We start from the raw sequence: 19086 nt of genomic DNA on the forward strand, positions 1-19086 counted from the left end.
CGCAAACTCACGTCGCACATATGCGTGAAGGCGACTTCTACCACGGTGAAAAATCAATCACGCTAGACCGTCCTCGCAATGTGAGAATGGAGCTAGTTGCAGAGAATGGTGAAACAACCGTTCTTAAGAATAACCTTGCGCTGCTCGATGGCGAAATTATCGATAGCATGTACATGAGTAAAACCGCACTGTGTGATTTTTACGAACAAGAAATGCAAGATGCTTACGAAACCGGCATGATGTTTTCGCTACACGTAAAAGCAACCATGATGAAAGTATCTCATCCAATTGTATTTGGTCACGCGGTAAGAATTTTCTACAAAGACGCATTTGCAAAGCATGATGAACTATTTAAAAAGCTTGGCGTAAATGTGAATAACGGTTTATCAAACCTTTACGAAAAAATCGCAAATTTACCAAGTTCACAACGTGAAGAAATCCGTCGTGATTTACATGCCTGTCATGCTAATCGCCCAGAATTAGCCATGGTTGATTCCGATAAAGGTATCTCGAATCTACACGCGCCAAATGATGTTATTGTTGATGCGTCTATGCCAGCGATGATCCGTAGTGGTGGTAAAATGTGGGGCGCAGATGGTCGTCCAAAAGACACCAAAGCGGTGATCCCAGAATCAACGTTTGCCCGTATTTACCAAGAAATAATCGCCTTCTGTAAAACCAACGGCGCATTTGATCCTGTAACTATGGGTAGCGTACCAAACGTTGGCCTAATGGCACAGAAAGCCGAAGAATACGGTTCACACGACAAAACATTTGAAGCGCCAGCAACGGGTGAAGCCCGTATCGTCGATATCGACACTGGTGAAGTACTGATGATTCAGAATGTTGAGAAAGACGATATCTGGCGTATGTGCCAAGTTAAAGATGCACCAATCCGCGACTGGGTGAAACTATCTGTAGAGCGCGCAAGAGAATCAGATACACCGGTGGTATTCTGGCTTGATCGCTACCGCCCGCATGAAAATGAACTGATCGCGAAGGTAAATGAATACCTTAAAGATCATGATACTGAAGGTCTAGACATTCAGATCATGTCACAAGTACGTGCGATGCGTTATACGCTTGAACGTGTTGTTCGCGGCTTAGATACTATTTCAGCGACGGGGAATATCCTACGTGATTACCTGACGGATTTATTCCCAATTATGGAATTAGGTACGAGTGCTAAAATGCTGTCTATCGTGCCATTAATGGCAGGCGGTGGTTTGTTTGAAACCGGTGCCGGTGGTTCAGCACCGAAACATGTACAACAACTTGTCGAAGAAAACCATTTACGCTGGGATTCACTCGGTGAATTCTTAGCGATCACAGTTTCTTTAGAATCAGTGGCGAAGAAATCTGGCAGCATTAAAGCAAAAGTACTGGCAACAACATTGGATCAAGCAACTGAAATGTTACTTGATAATGATAAGTCGCCATCACGCCGTACTGGTGAACTAGACAACCGTGGCAGTCACTTCTACTTATCACTGTTCTGGGCTAAATGCATCGCAGAACAAACTGAAGATACTGAACTCGCTGCGCAGTTTGCGCCGCTTGCAGCAAGTCTTGCAAAAAATGAACTGCAAATTGTTGAAGAGCTAAATTCGGCTCAAGGCAAAGCGGTCGATATTGGTGGTTACTTCAACGCTGACCCTGCGAAGATGGAAGCGATTATGCGTCCAAGTGCTACATTCAATGAATTATTAAACGTAGCGCTTAGCTAATATAAATCATTATTTAACACCAAACCCGTAATGGATCCGTCTGTTGCGGGTTTTCTTTTTTTAAACCGTGATTTACGCTTATAAAAACGCGATGACAATAACGTAAACTAAAATATTGCGATACACTTTAGAATAAGGTCGTTATCACTGCTAATCACAAGGTAATAATAGGGTACACAAGGTGAAGTTTAGAACCGATTTAAATGGGTTAAGAGCAATCGCACTTATTGCAGTTGTGTTGTTCCATTTTAATCCGAGCATTGCGCCCGGAGGCTTTGCTGGTGTCGATATTTTCTTTGTCATTTCAGGCTTTTTAATGACAGGTATTATCTTTAAAGGATTAAACACCGATTCATTAAATTTAGCTGAATTTTATTTATGCAGGGCAAAGCGAATCATTCCCCCGCTTGCTGTGCTGTGCTTTACCTTACTGCTCTTTGGTTGGTTTCTATTGCCACCGCTGGACTATTTAAACTTAAGTAAACATGTTGCTAGCAGTACCACGTTTATCTCCAACATTACCTATTTTTATGAGTCTGGCTATTTTGATGCCAGCGCCCATGAGAAATGGTTATTACATACTTGGTCATTATCTGTTGAATGGCAATTTTATATTCTCCATCCGATTATACTGCTGTTTTTAAAACACTATTTTTCACTGAATACATTAAAGCGGTTATTAATCATATCGACGATTTTAAGCTTTCTATTCTGTATAATCGCCACAGAAAAATGGCCTACGTTTGCTTATTATTCACTGCCCTCTCGCGCATGGGAAATGCTATTGGGCGGAGTTGCTTATTTTTATCCTTTAAAATTAACAGTAAACCAAAAAAAATTACTCGAAATTATTGGTCTCAGCTTAATTCTATTATCATTTACTTTAACATCCAAGATCACACCTTGGCCTGGTTACGTCGCTTGCGTCCCAGTATTCGGTGCGTACCTCATCCTCATAAGTGATCGAAAAACCAGTATTTTTACCAATAACAGATTGTTTCAAGCACTCGGTAAATGGTCATATTCAATCTACCTTTGGCATTGGCCAATTTTGGTCTACGGCGTATATTTTAAATTAGATTATTGGCTTCCTATCGGCTTAGTATTATCCGTCATATTGGGGGCCGTTAGTTATTATCTTGTTGAATGTCGTCAGTTTGAGAAAAGGAAACATACTCTCGCTTTAACAATGTGCCCCGTGCTTATTTTTGTTGCTTTTTATCAATCGACTCCATTTCTTTTATATCAATTGTCCGGCATGCCGAAACACATTATCGAAGCTAACCTGAATCAAATAGATAAAGGTGAACGTTATACTTGGCAAATGATGAATAAACTCAAAAAAAATAAAATAGATGACGATAAATTAAATGTTATGTTTATCGGTGACTCTCAGTCGGCCGATTTTGTTAACGTGATTAATGAAAGAATAAACGTCACGGATAACGATAAGGTTAATTTTATGGCAAATAAGGTATCAGCCAAATGTGGCGTATTTTATCGCCTAGCTGATGAATTAAACGATCTCTACAGCGCGGTTAATTTGATTGACAAAATCGGTAAAAAAAGACTAAGCAAATGCACCACGATGATCAATAAAGTCACCGCAGATACACGGTTACTCCATGCTGATTTTATTTTTATTGCGATGAATTGGCGCAGCTGGTCTTTAAATTATAATATCCAAGCCATTCAGCTGATAAAACGTAATAATCCACAGGCAAAAATATACATTATCGGTAATAAAGCTTTGGCACGTTCACTACCAGGTCTTATGGTTGACGCATTTAAAAAGGAGCAAGACATTAGCGAAGCTGTGTTCGAATCACTGCCTGCGGTGAATATTGAAAATAATACTGTCTTCTATAACAATCAAAACTTAGGTTATCAATTTATCAATATGACTAATGCATTCTGCCCCACCAATAAATGCAATGTCATCAGTGAGAATGGTCTGCCATTTTACTATGATGAAGTGCACATAACAAAACAAGGGGCCGTGTATCTTGCAGACAGATTAAGACCTCTGTTACCACCACAACTTGATTAACAGTCATTCTAGGTTCGTTATCTACGCGTGTATTTTAACGGCCTCTGCATTACCCGATACTAAATAAGCCGATATTAAATTACCCTATAAATAGACCGCCAAAATTTGCTACAATTGCTGTATAAGAATCTTAATTATTAGCGATAGCATGTCAAAATCAGCACCAGCAAAACCAAAACTAACTCTAGGCCGAAAGAAAAGCCCATCTGAGCAGGCCAGAAAGAGCCAAATAAGTTATACCAATACGGTAAAGCCACGCGGTAAGAGCAATCGTCCACAGCATGCCAAGCCCAAAGAAAGTGGCCCAACGCAAGTGTATGTATTCAACAAGCCTTACATGGTATTAACCCAGTTTACCGATGCTGATAATCGCGAAACATTAAAAGACTACATCAAGGTGCCGGACATTTACGCCGCAGGTCGTCTTGACCGTGACAGCGAAGGGTTATTGTTACTGACTAATAACGGCCGCTTACAGGCAAAGTTAACCCAGCCAGGTGAGAAAACAGAAAAGACCTACTGGGTACAAGTTGAAGGTGAACCGAGTCCTGAAAAATTAAGCGATTTACGCTACGGCATTGTATTAAAAGACGGTCCAACGCTACCAGCTAAAGTTGAAATAATGACAGAGCCAGCGGTGTGGCCACGTGTACCACCCATTCGTGAACGCCAGAGCATCCCAACAACATGGCTATCGATCACCATCGTCGAAGGACGTAACCGCCAAGTGCGTCGTATGACTGCGCATATCGGCCATCCAACATTACGTTTGATCCGCTACCGCATTGGCCCATGGACGCTGGATAACATCCAACCAGGTGAGCTAGTTGAAAGTAGTATTAACATGATGAATTAGTAGCAAAGTCTGTTTTTGCGTTAACCTTCATGGTAAAATTCGCGCCATTGAAACTTGCGCTCATGAGAACTGTACTTTGCAGTGCTCTGAATACTTGTTTTAACAAAATATTTAATACATCAGCAAAAAAGCCTTTAACTTTATTTGCATTACTACAAGAGTAATTAAAAGGTCCTATGACAAATACTACAATCGACGCCAGTACTAAAGCATTAAACAGTACTAAAAAAGTAATCGTTGGCATGTCCGGCGGTGTTGACTCATCTGTTTCTGCTTACTTGCTACAGCAGCAAGGTTATCAAGTAGAAGGCCTGTTCATGAAGAACTGGGAAGATGACGATAATGATGAATATTGTGCCGCTGCTGAGGACCTAGCAGACGCGCAAGCAGTATGTGATAAATTAGGTATCGAGTTACACGCAATTAATTTCTCAGCTGAATACTGGGATAACGTGTTTGAATACTTCTTAGCTGAATACAAAGCTGGCCGTACCCCAAATCCAGATATTCTTTGTAACAAAGAAATCAAATTTAAAGCATTCCTGCAGTTTGCATCAGAAGTACTTTCTGCTGACTACATTGCCATGGGTCACTACGTAAGCCGCCGTCAAAAGGCCGATGGTACATTTGAAATGTTACGTGGCTTAGATAGCAACAAAGACCAAAGCTATTTCCTCTACACCTTAGATCATGTGCAAGTTTCACGCTCATTGTTCCCTGTTGGTGAATTAGAAAAGCCTGAAGTACGTCGAATTGCTGAAGAACAAGACTTGATCACAGCCAACAAAAAAGACAGTACCGGTATCTGCTTTATTGGTGAGCGTAAATTCACTGAATTTTTAAGTAAATATCTACCTGCACAACCCGGTAAAATTGAAAGTGTTGATGGCGAAGAAATTGGTGAACACCAAGGCCTTATGTACCACACGCTCGGTCAACGTAAAGGCCTGCATATCGGCGGTATGAAAAACAATAACAGCCAAGAACCTTGGTATGTGGTTGATAAAGATATGGAGCGTAACGTATTGCTTGTAGCACAAGGCCACAACCACCCACGTTTATTCTCCGAAGGTTTAATGGCATCACAAATCCATTGGGTTAGCCGCGAACCATTAACACAGCCATTACGCTGTACTGTAAAAACACGTTACCGTCAGACAGATGTTCCTTGCTTGGTAACACCTATCGGCGAAGACCAAATTGAAGTAACTTTTGATAAACCCGAACTTGCCGTCACCCCAGGCCAATCAGCGGTATTTTACCTTGATGACGTTTGCCTCGGTGGCGCAATTATTGATGTTCAAATTAGGGGCTAACAGTGTCAACTAACTTCCAAGAATCAAACATCGCTTTTGCTGGTGTTTGTCAGGCCGCAGCGCTTGTACATCAGCTTGCGACAACAGGTAATTGTGACGAAACACAATTAAGCAATACCTTACGTTGTGTGATCGTAACAGACCCAAGTCAAACTATTGAAGTTTATGGCGAGTACGCAAACCTAGAACTGGGCTATAAAACCCTAGTAGCACAACTAAGCAATACATCAACAGGTCCAGATAGCGCCTTAACACGCTACATGATCGGCTTGGTGGCGCTAGAGCGTAAGCTTGCTAAACGCAATGACATTCTTGGCATGTTAGGTGAACGTATCTCGCAAGTTAAACGCCAAACTCATCATTATGAGTTAACGGATGCACAAATTTTAAGTAATATGGCGTCAATCTATGTAGACCTAATTAGTCCACTGGGCACCAAGATCCAAATTGCAGGAACAGCAAGCTTCCTGCAACAAACATTGGTGAGAGATAAGATCCGTGCATTACTATTTGCCGGTATTCGCTCAGCAGTGTTATGGCGACAAACAGGCGGTAAACGCCGCCAAGTAGTTTTCAATCGTAAACACATGGTAGAGCAAGCTAAACAACAATTGGCTCGAATTTAACCTAAACACACCCAGGAGTATGTAATGGAATTATCAGCGTTAACAGCTGTTTCCCCGGTCGATGGTCGCTATGGTAGTAAAACAGTAGCCCTGCGTTCAATTTTTAGTGAATTTGGTCTAATCAAATACCGTGTACAAGTAGAAGTTCGCTGGTTACAAAAACTAGCTGAATGTGACGCGATTGCAGAAGTACCAGCACTAAGCGCTGATGCTAACGCTGCATTAAACAGCATCACAGACAACTTCTCTGAAGCTGACGCTGCACGTATTAAAGCAATTGAAAGCACAACAAACCACGATGTAAAAGCAGTTGAATACTTCTTGAAAGAGAAAGTAGCTGATAACGCAGAACTGAATGCAGTTTCTGAGTTCATCCACTTCGCTTGTACTTCAGAAGATATCAATAACCTGTCTCACGCATTAATGTTAACTGAAGCGCGTGAAACAATTCTTTTACCTTACTGTGAAAAGCTTATCGATAGCCTAACAGTGTTAGCCAAAGAATATGCTGCTGTACCATTACTATCACGTACTCACGGCCAGCCTGCGTCGCCAAGTACTATGGGTAAAGAATTTGCTAACGTTGTAGTGCGTTTACGCCGTCAAATGTTACAAATCGCTAATGTTGAAATCTTAGGTAAAATCAACGGTGCTGTAGGTAACTACAACGCACACATCTCAGCTTACCCTGATGTTGATTGGAACGAGTTCTCTGAAGAGTTCGTATCTAGCTTAGGTGTTGTATGGAACCCGTACACAACGCAAATCGAACCGCATGATTATATTGCTGAACTTTATGACGCAATTGCACGTTTCAATACCATCATTCTTGATTTTGACCGTGATATCTGGGGTTACATTTGCCTAGGCCACTTCAAACAAAAAACCATTGCTGGTGAAATTGGCTCTTCAACAATGCCGCACAAAGTTAACCCGATTGATTTTGAAAACTCAGAAGGTAACATTGGTATTGCTAACGCACTATTCAATCACCTTTCTGCAAAATTACCGGTTTCTCGCTGGCAGCGTGATTTAACAGATTCAACGGTACTACGTAACCTAGGTGTTGCTATCGGTTATTCTGTTATTGCCTACGAGTCAACGTTAAAAGGTGTAAGCAAATTACAACTTAACGAAGAAGCGTTACTTGCTGATCTTGATCGTAACTGGGAAGTTCTGGCTGAGCCAATCCAAACAGTTATGCGTCGCTACGGCATCGAAAAACCATACGAAAAGCTAAAAGAACTTACTCGTGGTCGTCGTGTTGATGGTCCTGCTATGCAAGAATTCATCGATACACTAGACCTAACTGATGCAGTTAAAGCGGAATTAAAATTAATGACGCCAGCTAACTACATCGGTCGTGCTGTTGAGTTCGTTAACGAGCTATAATTTATAGTTGTAGTTAGTACGCAGTAGAAATTAAAACAGCCCAAGTAACGTGTTAACTAGAAATAGTAACAAATTGCTTGGGCTTTTTTGTGCGCTAGTTATCATTCCAGTTTTTTATATCAACAAATCAGATATCGTAAAATAGCATATTTGTAAAATATAAATTCAAAACGAAACAAATAAACCTCACTATAATTTCAATATGAAATACCTAATTAGCCTTTTATAAAACATCCTTTCGAAGTTAGCCCCCCATCTTGTAACTAATCCATATACACGGATAATCAGCATTACATTTACATCTGGTTAACCAAGGATTTACACCATGAACGGATCATTTCTCATTGAAGCATTTCAAGCCCCCTCAACGTGTGCACAAAACTTAGGTAATTTCTTTAATGACTTAGGTGCAGATCCTTACCTTGAAAGTAACTGTCGATTCCGTGCATTTTCACAATATCAAAAAACTGACACACAATTTGAAAAGTTAGGCTCAAGTACGTTTATGCAGTCATCTGATGTAAACCGTTTGATTGGCAATGTGCAGCGTAAATTTGCAGACATTTCGCCGTCACTTGATCAACACCCTGACTTTCAGAATCTATTAAATGCATTTTTAGAACGTACTAACGTTGATACCACTAAACAGCCAATTGGCGTGCACCAGATCCGCGTAGTCTGCTCAAAAGACCAGTCAGGTTCACCAGCCCCAGAAGGGATTCATCAAGACGGTTTTGATTTTGTCGGTATTTTTTGTGTAAAACGAGACAACATCGCTGGGGCATTTACGCAGATATTTTCATCGCCTGTTGACCAACATCCGCACATGAGTACCACGCTAGAAGAAAACCAATTTATCATTTTCAATGATCGTCGTTACTACCACTACGTGACGGAAACATTGCCTGGTCTTCAAGATGAAACCGGTCTACGCGACGTATTTGTTTTCACCGCTTAATTTACAGCGTAGCTATAAAAGCAGCGAATAAAACAGCGCACAAAACAGTGATGGGAGCTGTCATTAACACAGTCACCACAACCTATTTAACACACTAAAGAACAGCATTACGCTTACACAAAAAACTGTAAACGTAATCATGATTTTATTAAAGGAATAACCGATGAACTTATGTATTGAGTCAATCCGCCAAGCGTTTCCAGCACTACAGCAACAAGTAAATGGCGAGCCAGTGTATTTTTTTGATGGTCCTGGTGGCTCACAAGTTCCACAGTCAGTACTCGATACTATGACTGCCTACTTAGGTAAATATAACTCGAACCTTGGCGGCCGCTTTTTCTCTAGTGAAAAGACCGTTGATGTCATGCGTAACGCCCGCTTAGCAGGCCAAGCACTGTTAAATACGGAGTCGCCAGATAACATCGTTTTTGGCGCGAACATGACCTCACTGACTTTCCAATTAAGCCGTGCTATCAGCCGTGATTGGCAAGCCGGTGATGAAGTGGTTGTTACTTCATTAGATCATTATTCGAATGTTTCTACATGGCAGCAAGCCGCGGATGATAAAGGCGCGATAGTACATCAAGCCCGTGTTAATGAAGACGATTGCACCTTAGATAGTCGCCATTTAATCTCATTGATTTCAGCTAAGACTAAGTTAGTGGCATTAACATTTGCATCAAATACCACAGGTTCATTGGTAGATGTTAAACCGATTATTGCTGCTGCACATGCTGTCGGCGCTAAGGTTTATATTGATGCAGTTCATTACGCGCCACACAAGCTGGTAGATGTACAAGCTTTGGGTTGTGACTTCTTAGCTTGCTCTGCGTATAAGTTCTTTGGTCCGCACGTCGGTATCGCCTATGTGGCGCCACAATGGCTACATAGCTTATCGCCTTACAAAGTCGAGCCAGCAACAAACCAAGGACCAGGTCGTTTTGAAACCGGTACTCAAAGTTTTGAAGCATTAGCAGGCTTTACCGCGGCTGTTGAATACCTTGCCCATGCAGGTGATCAGACGCTACCGTTACGTGAAAGGCTGGTACAAAGTTTCGATCTATATCAAGCCCATGAGCAGCAGTTAAGCAAGCACTTCTTGGCTAAGCTAACGCTATACAGTAACGTAACACTGTACGGTATCAACGATATGGAAAGACTGGCTGAGCGTACACCGACTTTTTCTATCCGCATTGATCATGCCTCTCCTGAAGACGTATCCGGCCTACTCGGTCAACATAATATGTGCGTTTGGAACGGTCATTTCTACGCTATCGGTTTGTGTAAACAGCTCGGTATTTTAGATAAAGGCGGCGTGATACGTATTGGCTTTATGCACTACAATACCACCAGCGAAATTGATGCATTATTTGCGATATTAGAGACCGTATTAGAGACAGTAGTAGAAAAATAACCACTAATACTAGCTGTAAGCTGTAAATAGACCGTATAAGCCCAAGTGTTTCCTGATACTTGGGCTTACATTTATCAACTCATTATTCAATCTCATCACAGCTTACATTCACTTAAATAGCAAAAACAACACTTTGATAACACTTTCATTTAGCCCGCTATGCTAGCCTATTAACGCATCACTACTAAAATATCATTCGTTAATTTACACTGCAAGGAAGCAAAATATGTCACGTCAATCGAGAACGGTACAGCAATGGTTTGATGAATATGGGGTTAGCCACCAAAACAAAACCAATAAGCTGATCCATTGGATCATGGTGCCAATTATTTTCTTTACCATCGTCGGTTTACTCTGGTCGGTCCCTAAGATGGATTGGATGGATGTATCGCCTTGGCTAAACTGGGCAACAATAGCCATGCTACCGGCGATGTATTTCTATTACACCTTATCAAAGCGTATCTTATTGGGCATGTTACTGTTTACTGGAATATGCTTAATCGCGTGCTATATGCTGACACAATATTTAGCCATACCGTTGTGGGTATTTAGTGCGGTGTTATTTGCGATAGCTTGGGTATTTCAGTTTATCGGTCATAAAATTGAAGGGGCGAACCCCTCCTTTTTTGAGGACTTACAGTTTTTATTAGTTGGCCCAGCTTGGCTATTAGGGTTTATCTATCAGCGTGCTGGTATTCGCTATTAAAAAAATGCCCTTTATGGTGAAATAAAGGGCATCAAAACTCAATCATGTAATTCAGTTAGGCTATATCAATAATTTACTATCAATAATTTACTATCAATAAGCTAACATCAATTAACCAGCATCACTGGTCGATTTATTTACTGAATCATTAGTTGGTGCTTGAGTGACAGCTTGCTTAATCAGGTTATGGTTACCTGTGAGTAAATCTTCTAATGAACCATTTTCTTTATCAACCAGTCCAATCTCTTTAAGCATATTGTCAACCAGAGGGGCATTAGCACGGTAGCTTAGCGCAGCTGTTGTTACTTGCTCTGATAGGCTTTGTGGCGAAGATGAACGGCCATCATTCGAGTCATTACCTGCAACACTGTCGCCACTGTTACCACTGTTACCACCGTAACCTTGCAGGATCTTAATACCTTCGATGTTCTCTAATGGTTTCACCGCATTCGCAATTAACTCAGGCAGAATTTGTAAAATCGCCAGTGATTTTTGTAAGTCGATCTGCTCTGTGCTTAATAAGTTATCCGCTTCATAACGAGATCGTTTACCTTCTGCTTCAACCGCATATACTTTTTCATTTGCTTCAGCATTCAGTTTTAATGCATCCGCAGATGCTTTCGCTTCAATTAAAATTGACTCAGCATTGTCTTCTGCGGCTTGTTTTGCTGCATGTGCTTGAACCGTGATACCTACAGCATCACGCTCAGCTTCTTTCGTTGCTGCGATAACTTCAATTTGCTTATTACGGTTTGCTTGTGCCACTTCACGTGCGGTCACAACAGCTTCTTCTTTTTCAACTTTATTCTTTTCTGCTTCAGCCGCTTTCGCGCGAGCCGCTGACTCTTCTTCTGACTTCACAGCGACCGCAATTTGTTTTTCTTGCATCGCTACTTCAATATCTCGCTGCTGCTGAATTCTTGATTGCTCAAGTACTTTAATTTTTTCGATTTCAGCCGTTTCGATAAATTTAGATTTTTCAATTTCAGCCGCTTCAATCGCTCTTTGTTTCGCGATTTCAGCTTCACGCTCTTCCTGTGCTCGCTGCTCTCGCTGTTTAACAATCGTCGCTTGCTGCTCTGCTTTACGCATCTCAACAGCTTGTTCTTGGTTTAATTGTGCATTCATTTTTTCTTGCTCAATTTCAAGAGACTGCTTTTCAGCAAGGACATTACGTTGCTCAATTAAAATTCTATTTTCTTGTTCAATGTCATTTGTTTCTTTACGTTTACGCTCAATGATTTGAGCAAGTAATGCGCGACCTTCAGCATCAAACGCGTTATTTTTATTGAAGTACTGTAAATCAGTTTGATCAAAACCAGTTAAAGATACTGACTCAAGCTCCAAACCATTTTTCTCTAAATCATTGATCACATTCTGCTGTACTCTTTGCACAAAGTCAGAACGTTTTTCATGCATTTCTGTCATCGTCATTTCCGCTGCAACCGCACGTAATACGTCAACAAACTTAGACTCCATGAGTTTTTTTAACTCTTCAACACGCATCGTTCTAATACCGAGTGTTTGCGCAGCCATAGAGATACCTTCTTTCGTCGGCGCGACACGTAAGTAAAAATCAGCTTTAACATCAACACGCATACGGTCTTTGGTAATCAACGCGTCTTTCTGAATTTTTTCAACTTCAATACGCAATGTATTCATACTGACAGGAATTGTTTCATGCAATACAGGTAATACCAACATGCCGCCATCTTTTGCAATTTTTTCACCGCCCATCCCTGTTCTTACAAAAGCGACTTCTTTAGTTGATCGTACATACAATTTGGCAATGATCAGGCAGACTGTCAGTAATGCCACAACGACAATACCCGCTATGGTTAGAATGAACACAAGATTTTCAGATAGTTCCATATAATAATATTCCTAAAGTGAATGATAATTTCTGTTGGCTCATTATTGGCAACTGAGCTATTTGTAACTGATCATTGGTAAATAAGATGTTGGTAACTTAGCTAAATGGGATCGCAACCCAGCTCCTCGTCAGTTTCTCAACCACAACAACTTCGGTACCTTGCGTAAATGTTTCATGCTCGTAAGCGGGCTCAACCATCAAGTAATGTTTTTGATTAACATCATCGATAAGAACAGCTTCAGCAGGATTACCTTTAGTTGCAGTACCAATAGTAATTCGGGCCAACTTGCCTGTGAACTCTGCGGTGGATGTGACAGACTTGTCATTCAAGGGTAAAAACTTCACCAATTTATGTCCAATAAAATGCATAATCGCTAAGGTGATAAATAGACTGATTGGTGCACTGAGTAATAATGAAGGCTGCCACTGGAAAGCAGATATAGCGGTAAAATTAAGGACGAAACCTGAAATAGAAAATAAAGTAAATGACAGAATTAACCAAACAAACAGAGGTAATTTACTGAGGTGTAACCAATCTAATGCTGCTGTTAAGCCGCTCACCTGCGCAGGCACTCCCCCTTCAAGATTAAAAGGCGAAAGATTATCGAACATGTCCAATAAGCTGAGCCCGATAAGTAATCCTAATATTTCAATCACGGTAAATATAAATACGATACTAATCGCAATGGTATAAACTAAATTGATATCAGACAAAAAGAAAGCAAGCATATGGCCTCTATAAATAAAAATCTGCTAAAAATACAACTAATTGAATTATATGGGATAGCCTAGCATAGAATTAATTTAAATTGAGTAATTTACCACTAAGTATTTTATCTAAACAACATTATTCACAAATTAGCTAGGCAGCCTAACGTCCTAATAAGAAATTTAAAATCAGATTATATTATCGTTGTGAGTCATATATGATAAAGGCAGCGCCGACATTTGCGCTATAACATACTTACTTTACCGCTAGGTTATACGAAAAATACTCAGTATCTTTTACAAAACCCAATTTTTCATACAAGGCTTGCGCTGAGAAGTTATCTTGTGCGGTATTTAAATCGACACGGATAGCACCGGTATTTCGAGCCTCTCGCACTACCCGATGAATGAGTTCATTAGCCAGGCCTTGTCGACGATATTCAGGTGCAATAAATAAATCGTTTAATACGATTATCTTACCCAGTGATACCGATGAAAACGAATGGTAATTAAGTACAAACCCCATAGCATCGCCAGCCTTATTATAAGCAATAAAGACTGTCGCTTCGTTATTGAGTAAACGCTCACCTAAATACGGTCGGTACTTTTTGGGTGCTGATGGCTGCTTATAAAACACCATATATTGATCAAATAAACTAACCAGATCGTTTAACTCTTCGAGTGAGGCTTGTTTGATATTCATAAAATTCCTTTTTAATATGAATCAATAGATAAGGGTAATAATAACGCCTATTACATACATCTATGTTAATAATTTGTGTATCCAGAATATCAACTTATGATTAAATTACAACAACATAAATCCCTTGTTTATTAATACGTTAATCTTTATTTTAGCGATATTCTTACATTCAGAATGTAAACGATATCTCCGCACGTCCTGATCTTCCGGCTTATAATAGTATTCGTTAAGAAACTCAGCCCCGCAGCTTTCAATCACCTTTCGCGAAGCAAAGTTAGCTGGGTCACAACTGATAATGGCATTATCGGCTAGCCCGCTATTTTGAATACTCGACAACATAAATTTAGCGACACCTTTACCTCGCGCAGATGGCCTAGTTTCATAACCAATATGACCGATAACGTGCTCGATATAATCACCACTTCCCTGCCTCACTCGTATTGACCCAAGAATAACGCCATCTTCGACACAGAAATACGTCGTAATAGGCGTCCAACCTGTCGGTAGTTGCTCACCTTTGGCATAAGCAATGCGCTTGCTAAGATAACGTTCGTAATGGCTAAGGATAAACTCATACAGCACAATGCCATCGACCACACATTCGTCGACATAGGATTTAAAGGCGTCTAAATGTTCCATCTTTGCGAGTTCTATTTTTGCTAATGCCATGTTCATATCACGGTTGTTCCTGAGTTACTCAATTTTGCTCTGCTCTACTTTAAACACAATTATACCATGGTCGTTAATAAGCTTCAAAATTACAATAGGTTTAAACAATCGTTTTCATAGATTCGATCAGCTTTATCTATTCAACACATTCCCCCATAATCCTTCTCATGGATTCGCAGCAAGAATCCCATCACACAATTAACTAATTAATAGGATAACAACATGATCAACACTCAAATTAAACCATTCAACGCGACTGCTTTCAAACAAGGCGAATTCGTAGAGATTTCAGAGCAAGACGTACACGGTAAATGGGCAGTATTCTTCTTCTACCCTGCTGACTTCACATTTGTTTGCCCTACTGAACTAGGTGATGTTGCAGACCATTACGAAGAACTACAAAAACGTGGCGTTGAAGTGTTCTCTGTATCAACTGACACTCACTTTACTCACAAAGCATGGCACGACAGTTCAGACACTATCGGCAAAATCAACTACTTCATGGTAGGCGACCAATCAGGCAACATCACAAACAACTTCAATGTTATGCGTGAAGGTCAAGGCCTTGCAGACCGTGCAACTTTCCTAGTTGACCCACAAGGTGTTATCCAAGCAATGGAAATCACTGCTGAAGGTATTGGCCGTGACGCTGAAGACTTAATGCGTAAAGTTAAAGCAGCACAATACGTTGCAGCTAACCCAGGTGAAGTATGCCCAGCTAAATGGAAAGAAGGCGAAGCAACACTTGCTCCTTCATTAGACCTAGTTGGTAAAATCTAATTTAAAGGCAACTTTAAAGATTGATTGTTTAAAACAATAAAGTCGACCTCAGTATCATTTAACCATTACTGAGGTCATTTAAAAATACACTTTCGCTCACTAGCTAAAAAAAGTAGAAAGTCGATTTTTAAATTAATCAAATTGCTAATAGCGTTTTCCATAAACGCATCTCATATAGCCATAAGCAGAATAAAAGGTGTCACCATGTTAGACCAAAATATGAAAACCCAGTTAAAGGCGTATTTAGAAAATTTAAAGACTGAAGTACACCTAGTGCTTAGCCTTGATGACAGTGAGACGGCACAAAAATTACATACTTTAGCCAACGACATCGCTTCATTGAGCAATAAAGTAAGCGTTATTGAAGATCAAAGCGCAAGTGTACGTAAGCCTATCATGCAAGTAGTTAATCCAATCAAACAAACGGCAGTTGGTTTTGCTGGTTTACCTATGGGTCACGAATTTACCTCATTGGTATTAGCGCTACTGCACAGTGGTGGTCATCCGATGAAGCTAGACGCAGACGTCATTGAACAAATGGCCAGCCTTGAAGGTGAAATGAACTTTGAAGTATTCATTTCATTAAGCTGTCAAAACTGCCCTGATGTGGTACAAGCCTTAAATATGATGGCGGCGACTAATCCAAATATTAAAACCACTATGATTGACGGTGCGGCATTTCAAGATGAAGTAGCAGAACGCAACATCATGGCAGTACCAAGTGTTTACTTAAACGGTGAAGTCTTCACCCAAGGTCGAATTTCATTAACTGAAATATTAGCCAAAGTTGATACTGGCGCAGCAAAAAAACAAGCGCTAGCATTAAATGAAAAAGAACCATACGAAGTCCTCGTGGTTGGCGGTGGTCCAGCTGGTGCATCAGCTGCCATTTACGCTGCACGTAAAGGCATCCGCACTGGTGTGGTAGCTGAGCGTTTTGGTGGCCAAGTCATGGATACCATGGCTATCGAAAACTTTATTTCGGTAAAAGAAACCCAAGGACCTAAACTCGCCGCTGCGCTTGAAGAACACGTCAAAGAATATAACGTCGATATCATGAGCGAGCAAAGAGCCAGTGCTGTAGTCAGCGCAGAAAAAAACGCCGATGGTTATATTCATGTTGAACTCGACAGTGGCGCGACATTAAAAAGCCGCAGCGTGATCTTATCAACTGGCGCACGCTGGAGAGAAATGAATGTACCTGGCGAGCAAGAATACCGTAATAAAGGTGTCGCTTACTGCCCACACTGTGATGGTCCCTTGTTTAAAGGCAAAAAAGTGGCCGTGATCGGCGGTGGTAATTCTGGTATCGAAGCCGCTATCGACTTAGCGGGTCTGGTTGAACATGTTACGGTACTCGAATTTGCTGATACCTTACGTGCCGATCAAGTTCTGGTCAATAAAGCCGATAGCATTGCGAATATTACGATAATCAAGCAAGCCCAAACCACTGAAGTGATTGGTGACGGAACACGGGTAACAGCACTTAATTATGTTGACCGTGCCACTGGTGATGCAAAACAACTCGAACTTGCAGGTATCTTTGTGCAAATTGGCTTAATGCCAAACAGTGATTTCTTAAAAGGCAGTGGTGTGGCTTTATCACCACGTGGTGAGATTGAAGTTAACGCCAAAGGTGAAACCTCAGTGGCTGGGATATTTGCTGCTGGTGACGTAACCACAGTGCCTTATAAGCAAATCATTATTGCGATGGGTGAAGGTTCAAAAGCCAGTTTAAGTGCCTTTGACCATTTAATTCGCACGCCAGTGCCAACTGAAAAAATCAACGCTTAAGCTGCAGTAAAAAGGTAAGCTACAGCGATAAAATAACACTCACACTTGTCCCCACGTGTAAGGCTTATTGAACCCTGTACCAGCATTTGTTTTTTAACCCAGCAGCCTACCAGGTTGTTGGGTTTTTTACTCTATACTCGCCAATAAATCACTAATTTCAACAATACGAGTCGGTCTGACAATACGGGCGACTTCCTGTCCATCTTTTAACAAAACAAAGGTCGGCCACAGCTTAACCTTAAATATCCGGCCTAATTTTTTGCCTCGGCCATCGGCTATTTTAATGTGTGGTAATTGCGGATACTCCACCAACACAGCTTTCACAACCGGTGCAACTGCTTGGCAATGATCACACCAAGGGGCACCAAACTCTAACAAGGCATAATCAGTCCAGCTTTCAACCTCTGCAAGTGTTGGCGATTCTTCACGATAGTCAGGATCAGACTCGGGATATTTGGTGGTCATAGCGTTCCTTTAAATAGTGCTGATAACTTGATGATACAAGTTCGGTAAGTATTCAATTATACCCCCTTAAGAAACGCAATGGCTTGCTCTTGTTGTTCTAAAGCAAAGCACTTCATATCAATACTTTTAAATATTTTATCTTCAATATTAACAACATGTTCTACCCACTTTTTATCCGTGAGAATTGCAACCTTGTCTATATTGGATAAACCCACATCAAACAGATATTTAAACTCTTCGATGATTGCTTTAAACTCAACACCACTAAAAGAATCTATCTTTTCCAGCAAAACAATATTGCCATAGTGTTCAATTTTTTCTTTCGCGAAGCCGAGCACTAAAGCCATATCATCTTCGGTTATTTTACCGGACATCTGAAAGGCAACCGCATTGTCAATTTCAATCTCTATAATTTCAAGCATGTTCAGCTCCACATTATTAATTGGGTTACTCACCTAAATATAGCCAAGTATATAATGTGAAGTGGATGTTTTTAGCCTTTTATATCCACAACTCACTTACTGATCACTAAAATAACTTCTCCGACTTGCATGCCCCATTTTTTAATATAACTACGGTTGATGACTGTTTGCTGATCTAGCTGATAGAGCCAGTCATCAAACGTCACTAAGTATTCACTATCATCTACCACTAAATTTAATTGGTAATCCCAATGCAACGCAAACCCTGCGCTTTCGCCTTGGGCAATACCGGCTATATCACCTGCCGTCCCGGTATAACGTCCGCCTGGTAATTTAGTGATGATCCAAGTACGCTCTGTTTTTTCACCATCATCAAACACAAACCACTCTGCTAATGTGCCTCGGTTACCTTGCCATGAGCCAATCATCTCCACACTAAACCGACGTGTTACCGTGCCAGAGCGATCTAATACCACGCCCTTGGCTTGCAGTTGACCAGCAAAAAAAGTTTTCACATCAAACTCAGGTGCCATCCCGTCATAATCATTTAAGTTTTGACTGCTACAAGAAAACAAACTTAATGTTGCCATCAATAAAAGCGATAATTTCATACACTTAAGTCTAACT

18 protein-coding genes are annotated in these 19086 nt (G+C 40.7%); 11 read left to right on the plus strand and 7 right to left on the minus strand.

Going from position 1 to position 19086, the window contains the following annotated elements; all coding sequences use genetic code 11:
- From QNK26_RS04395 to QNK26_RS04435, 9 genes are all read left to right on the plus strand, one after another.
- Window positions 1-1727, plus strand: a 1727-nt coding sequence (locus tag QNK26_RS04395) for an NADP-dependent isocitrate dehydrogenase (RefSeq protein ID WP_319221049.1), incomplete at its 5' end; no start/stop codon positions are given.
- 181 nt (window positions 1728-1908) lie between these two features.
- The gene (locus tag QNK26_RS04400; protein ID WP_319221050.1) at window positions 1909-3777 is read left to right on the plus strand and encodes an acyltransferase family protein; all 1869 of its coding nucleotides are present in this window, start codon (window positions 1909-1911) and stop codon (window positions 3775-3777) included.
- Window positions 3778-3925: 148 nt separating this feature from the next.
- Entirely contained in the window at window positions 3926-4633 is a 708-nt protein-coding gene (locus QNK26_RS04405; RefSeq protein WP_319221051.1) for a pseudouridine synthase, read from the plus strand.
- A 176-nt stretch (window positions 4634-4809) separates the two neighbouring features.
- A complete protein-coding gene (gene mnmA / locus QNK26_RS04410) occupies window positions 4810-5949 on the plus strand; it encodes a tRNA 2-thiouridine(34) synthase MnmA (RefSeq protein ID WP_319221053.1) in 1140 nt (379 codons plus the stop codon).
- Between the two features lie 2 nt (window positions 5950-5951).
- Window positions 5952-6575 carry a high frequency lysogenization protein HflD gene (gene hflD, locus QNK26_RS04415; RefSeq protein ID WP_319221054.1) on the plus strand — a complete coding sequence of 208 codons (624 nt, stop codon included), beginning with the start codon at window positions 5952-5954 and terminating at the stop codon, window positions 6573-6575.
- A gap of 24 nt (window positions 6576-6599) precedes the next feature.
- Entirely contained in the window at window positions 6600-7967 is a 1368-nt protein-coding gene (purB, locus tag QNK26_RS04420) for an adenylosuccinate lyase (protein ID WP_319221055.1), read from the plus strand.
- Window positions 7968-8292: 325 nt separating this feature from the next.
- Window positions 8293-8925 (plus strand): 2OG-Fe dioxygenase family protein, encoded by a 633-nt coding sequence (locus QNK26_RS04425; protein WP_319221057.1) that lies wholly within the window; start codon window positions 8293-8295, stop codon window positions 8923-8925.
- Between the two features lie 163 nt (window positions 8926-9088).
- A complete protein-coding gene (locus QNK26_RS04430; RefSeq protein ID WP_319221058.1) occupies window positions 9089-10339 on the plus strand; it encodes a cysteine desulfurase-like protein in 1251 nt (416 codons plus the stop codon).
- Between the two features lie 226 nt (window positions 10340-10565).
- The gene (locus QNK26_RS04435) at window positions 10566-11045 is read left to right on the plus strand and encodes a DUF962 domain-containing protein (RefSeq protein WP_319221060.1); all 480 of its coding nucleotides are present in this window, start codon (window positions 10566-10568) and stop codon (window positions 11043-11045) included.
- Window positions 11046-11156: 111 nt separating this feature from the next.
- Here QNK26_RS04435 and QNK26_RS04440 read toward each other — a convergent pair whose 3' ends face one another.
- The 4 genes from QNK26_RS04440 to QNK26_RS04455 all read right to left on the minus strand — a co-directional run bounded on the left by QNK26_RS04440 (window position 11157) and on the right by QNK26_RS04455 (window position 15004).
- Window positions 11157-12917, minus strand: coding sequence for a flotillin family protein (locus tag QNK26_RS04440; protein ID WP_319221062.1), 1761 nt, complete (start codon window positions 12915-12917; stop codon window positions 11157-11159).
- A gap of 97 nt (window positions 12918-13014) precedes the next feature.
- Window positions 13015-13647: a YqiJ family protein gene (locus QNK26_RS04445; protein ID WP_319221064.1), complete on the minus strand. Its 633-nt coding sequence runs from the start codon at window positions 13645-13647 to the stop codon at window positions 13015-13017.
- 235 nt (window positions 13648-13882) lie between these two features.
- Entirely contained in the window at window positions 13883-14329 is a 447-nt protein-coding gene (locus QNK26_RS04450; protein ID WP_319221065.1) for a GNAT family N-acetyltransferase, read from the minus strand.
- A 105-nt stretch (window positions 14330-14434) separates the two neighbouring features.
- The gene (locus tag QNK26_RS04455) at window positions 14435-15004 is read right to left on the minus strand and encodes a GNAT family N-acetyltransferase (RefSeq protein ID WP_319221066.1); all 570 of its coding nucleotides are present in this window, start codon (window positions 15002-15004) and stop codon (window positions 14435-14437) included.
- 216 nt (window positions 15005-15220) lie between these two features.
- Here QNK26_RS04455 and ahpC point away from each other — a divergent pair, with 216 nt between their 5' ends.
- Window positions 15221-15778, plus strand: a complete 558-nt coding sequence (ahpC, locus tag QNK26_RS04460; RefSeq protein WP_319221068.1) for an alkyl hydroperoxide reductase subunit C — start codon at window positions 15221-15223, stop codon at window positions 15776-15778.
- A gap of 204 nt (window positions 15779-15982) precedes the next feature.
- Complete coding sequence (gene ahpF, locus QNK26_RS04465; protein WP_319221069.1) at window positions 15983-17572, plus strand: alkyl hydroperoxide reductase subunit F; 1590 nt, start codon at window positions 15983-15985, stop codon at window positions 17570-17572.
- 126 nt (window positions 17573-17698) lie between these two features.
- Here the strand turns inward: ahpF and QNK26_RS04470 are convergent, their stop codons facing one another.
- From QNK26_RS04470 to QNK26_RS04480, 3 genes are all read right to left on the minus strand, one after another.
- Window positions 17699-18037 (minus strand): thioredoxin family protein, encoded by a 339-nt coding sequence (locus QNK26_RS04470; RefSeq protein WP_319221070.1) that lies wholly within the window; start codon window positions 18035-18037, stop codon window positions 17699-17701.
- 56 nt (window positions 18038-18093) lie between these two features.
- Window positions 18094-18459, minus strand: coding sequence for an STAS/SEC14 domain-containing protein (locus tag QNK26_RS04475; RefSeq protein ID WP_319221072.1), 366 nt, complete (start codon window positions 18457-18459; stop codon window positions 18094-18096).
- A gap of 92 nt (window positions 18460-18551) precedes the next feature.
- Entirely contained in the window at window positions 18552-19070 is a 519-nt protein-coding gene (locus tag QNK26_RS04480) for a DUF3833 domain-containing protein (protein WP_319221074.1), read from the minus strand.
- Window positions 19071-19086 lie beyond the last annotated feature (16 nt).

The organism is Moritella sp. (assembly GCF_033791185.1).
Classification (GTDB): domain Bacteria; phylum Pseudomonadota; class Gammaproteobacteria; order Enterobacterales; family Moritellaceae; genus Moritella.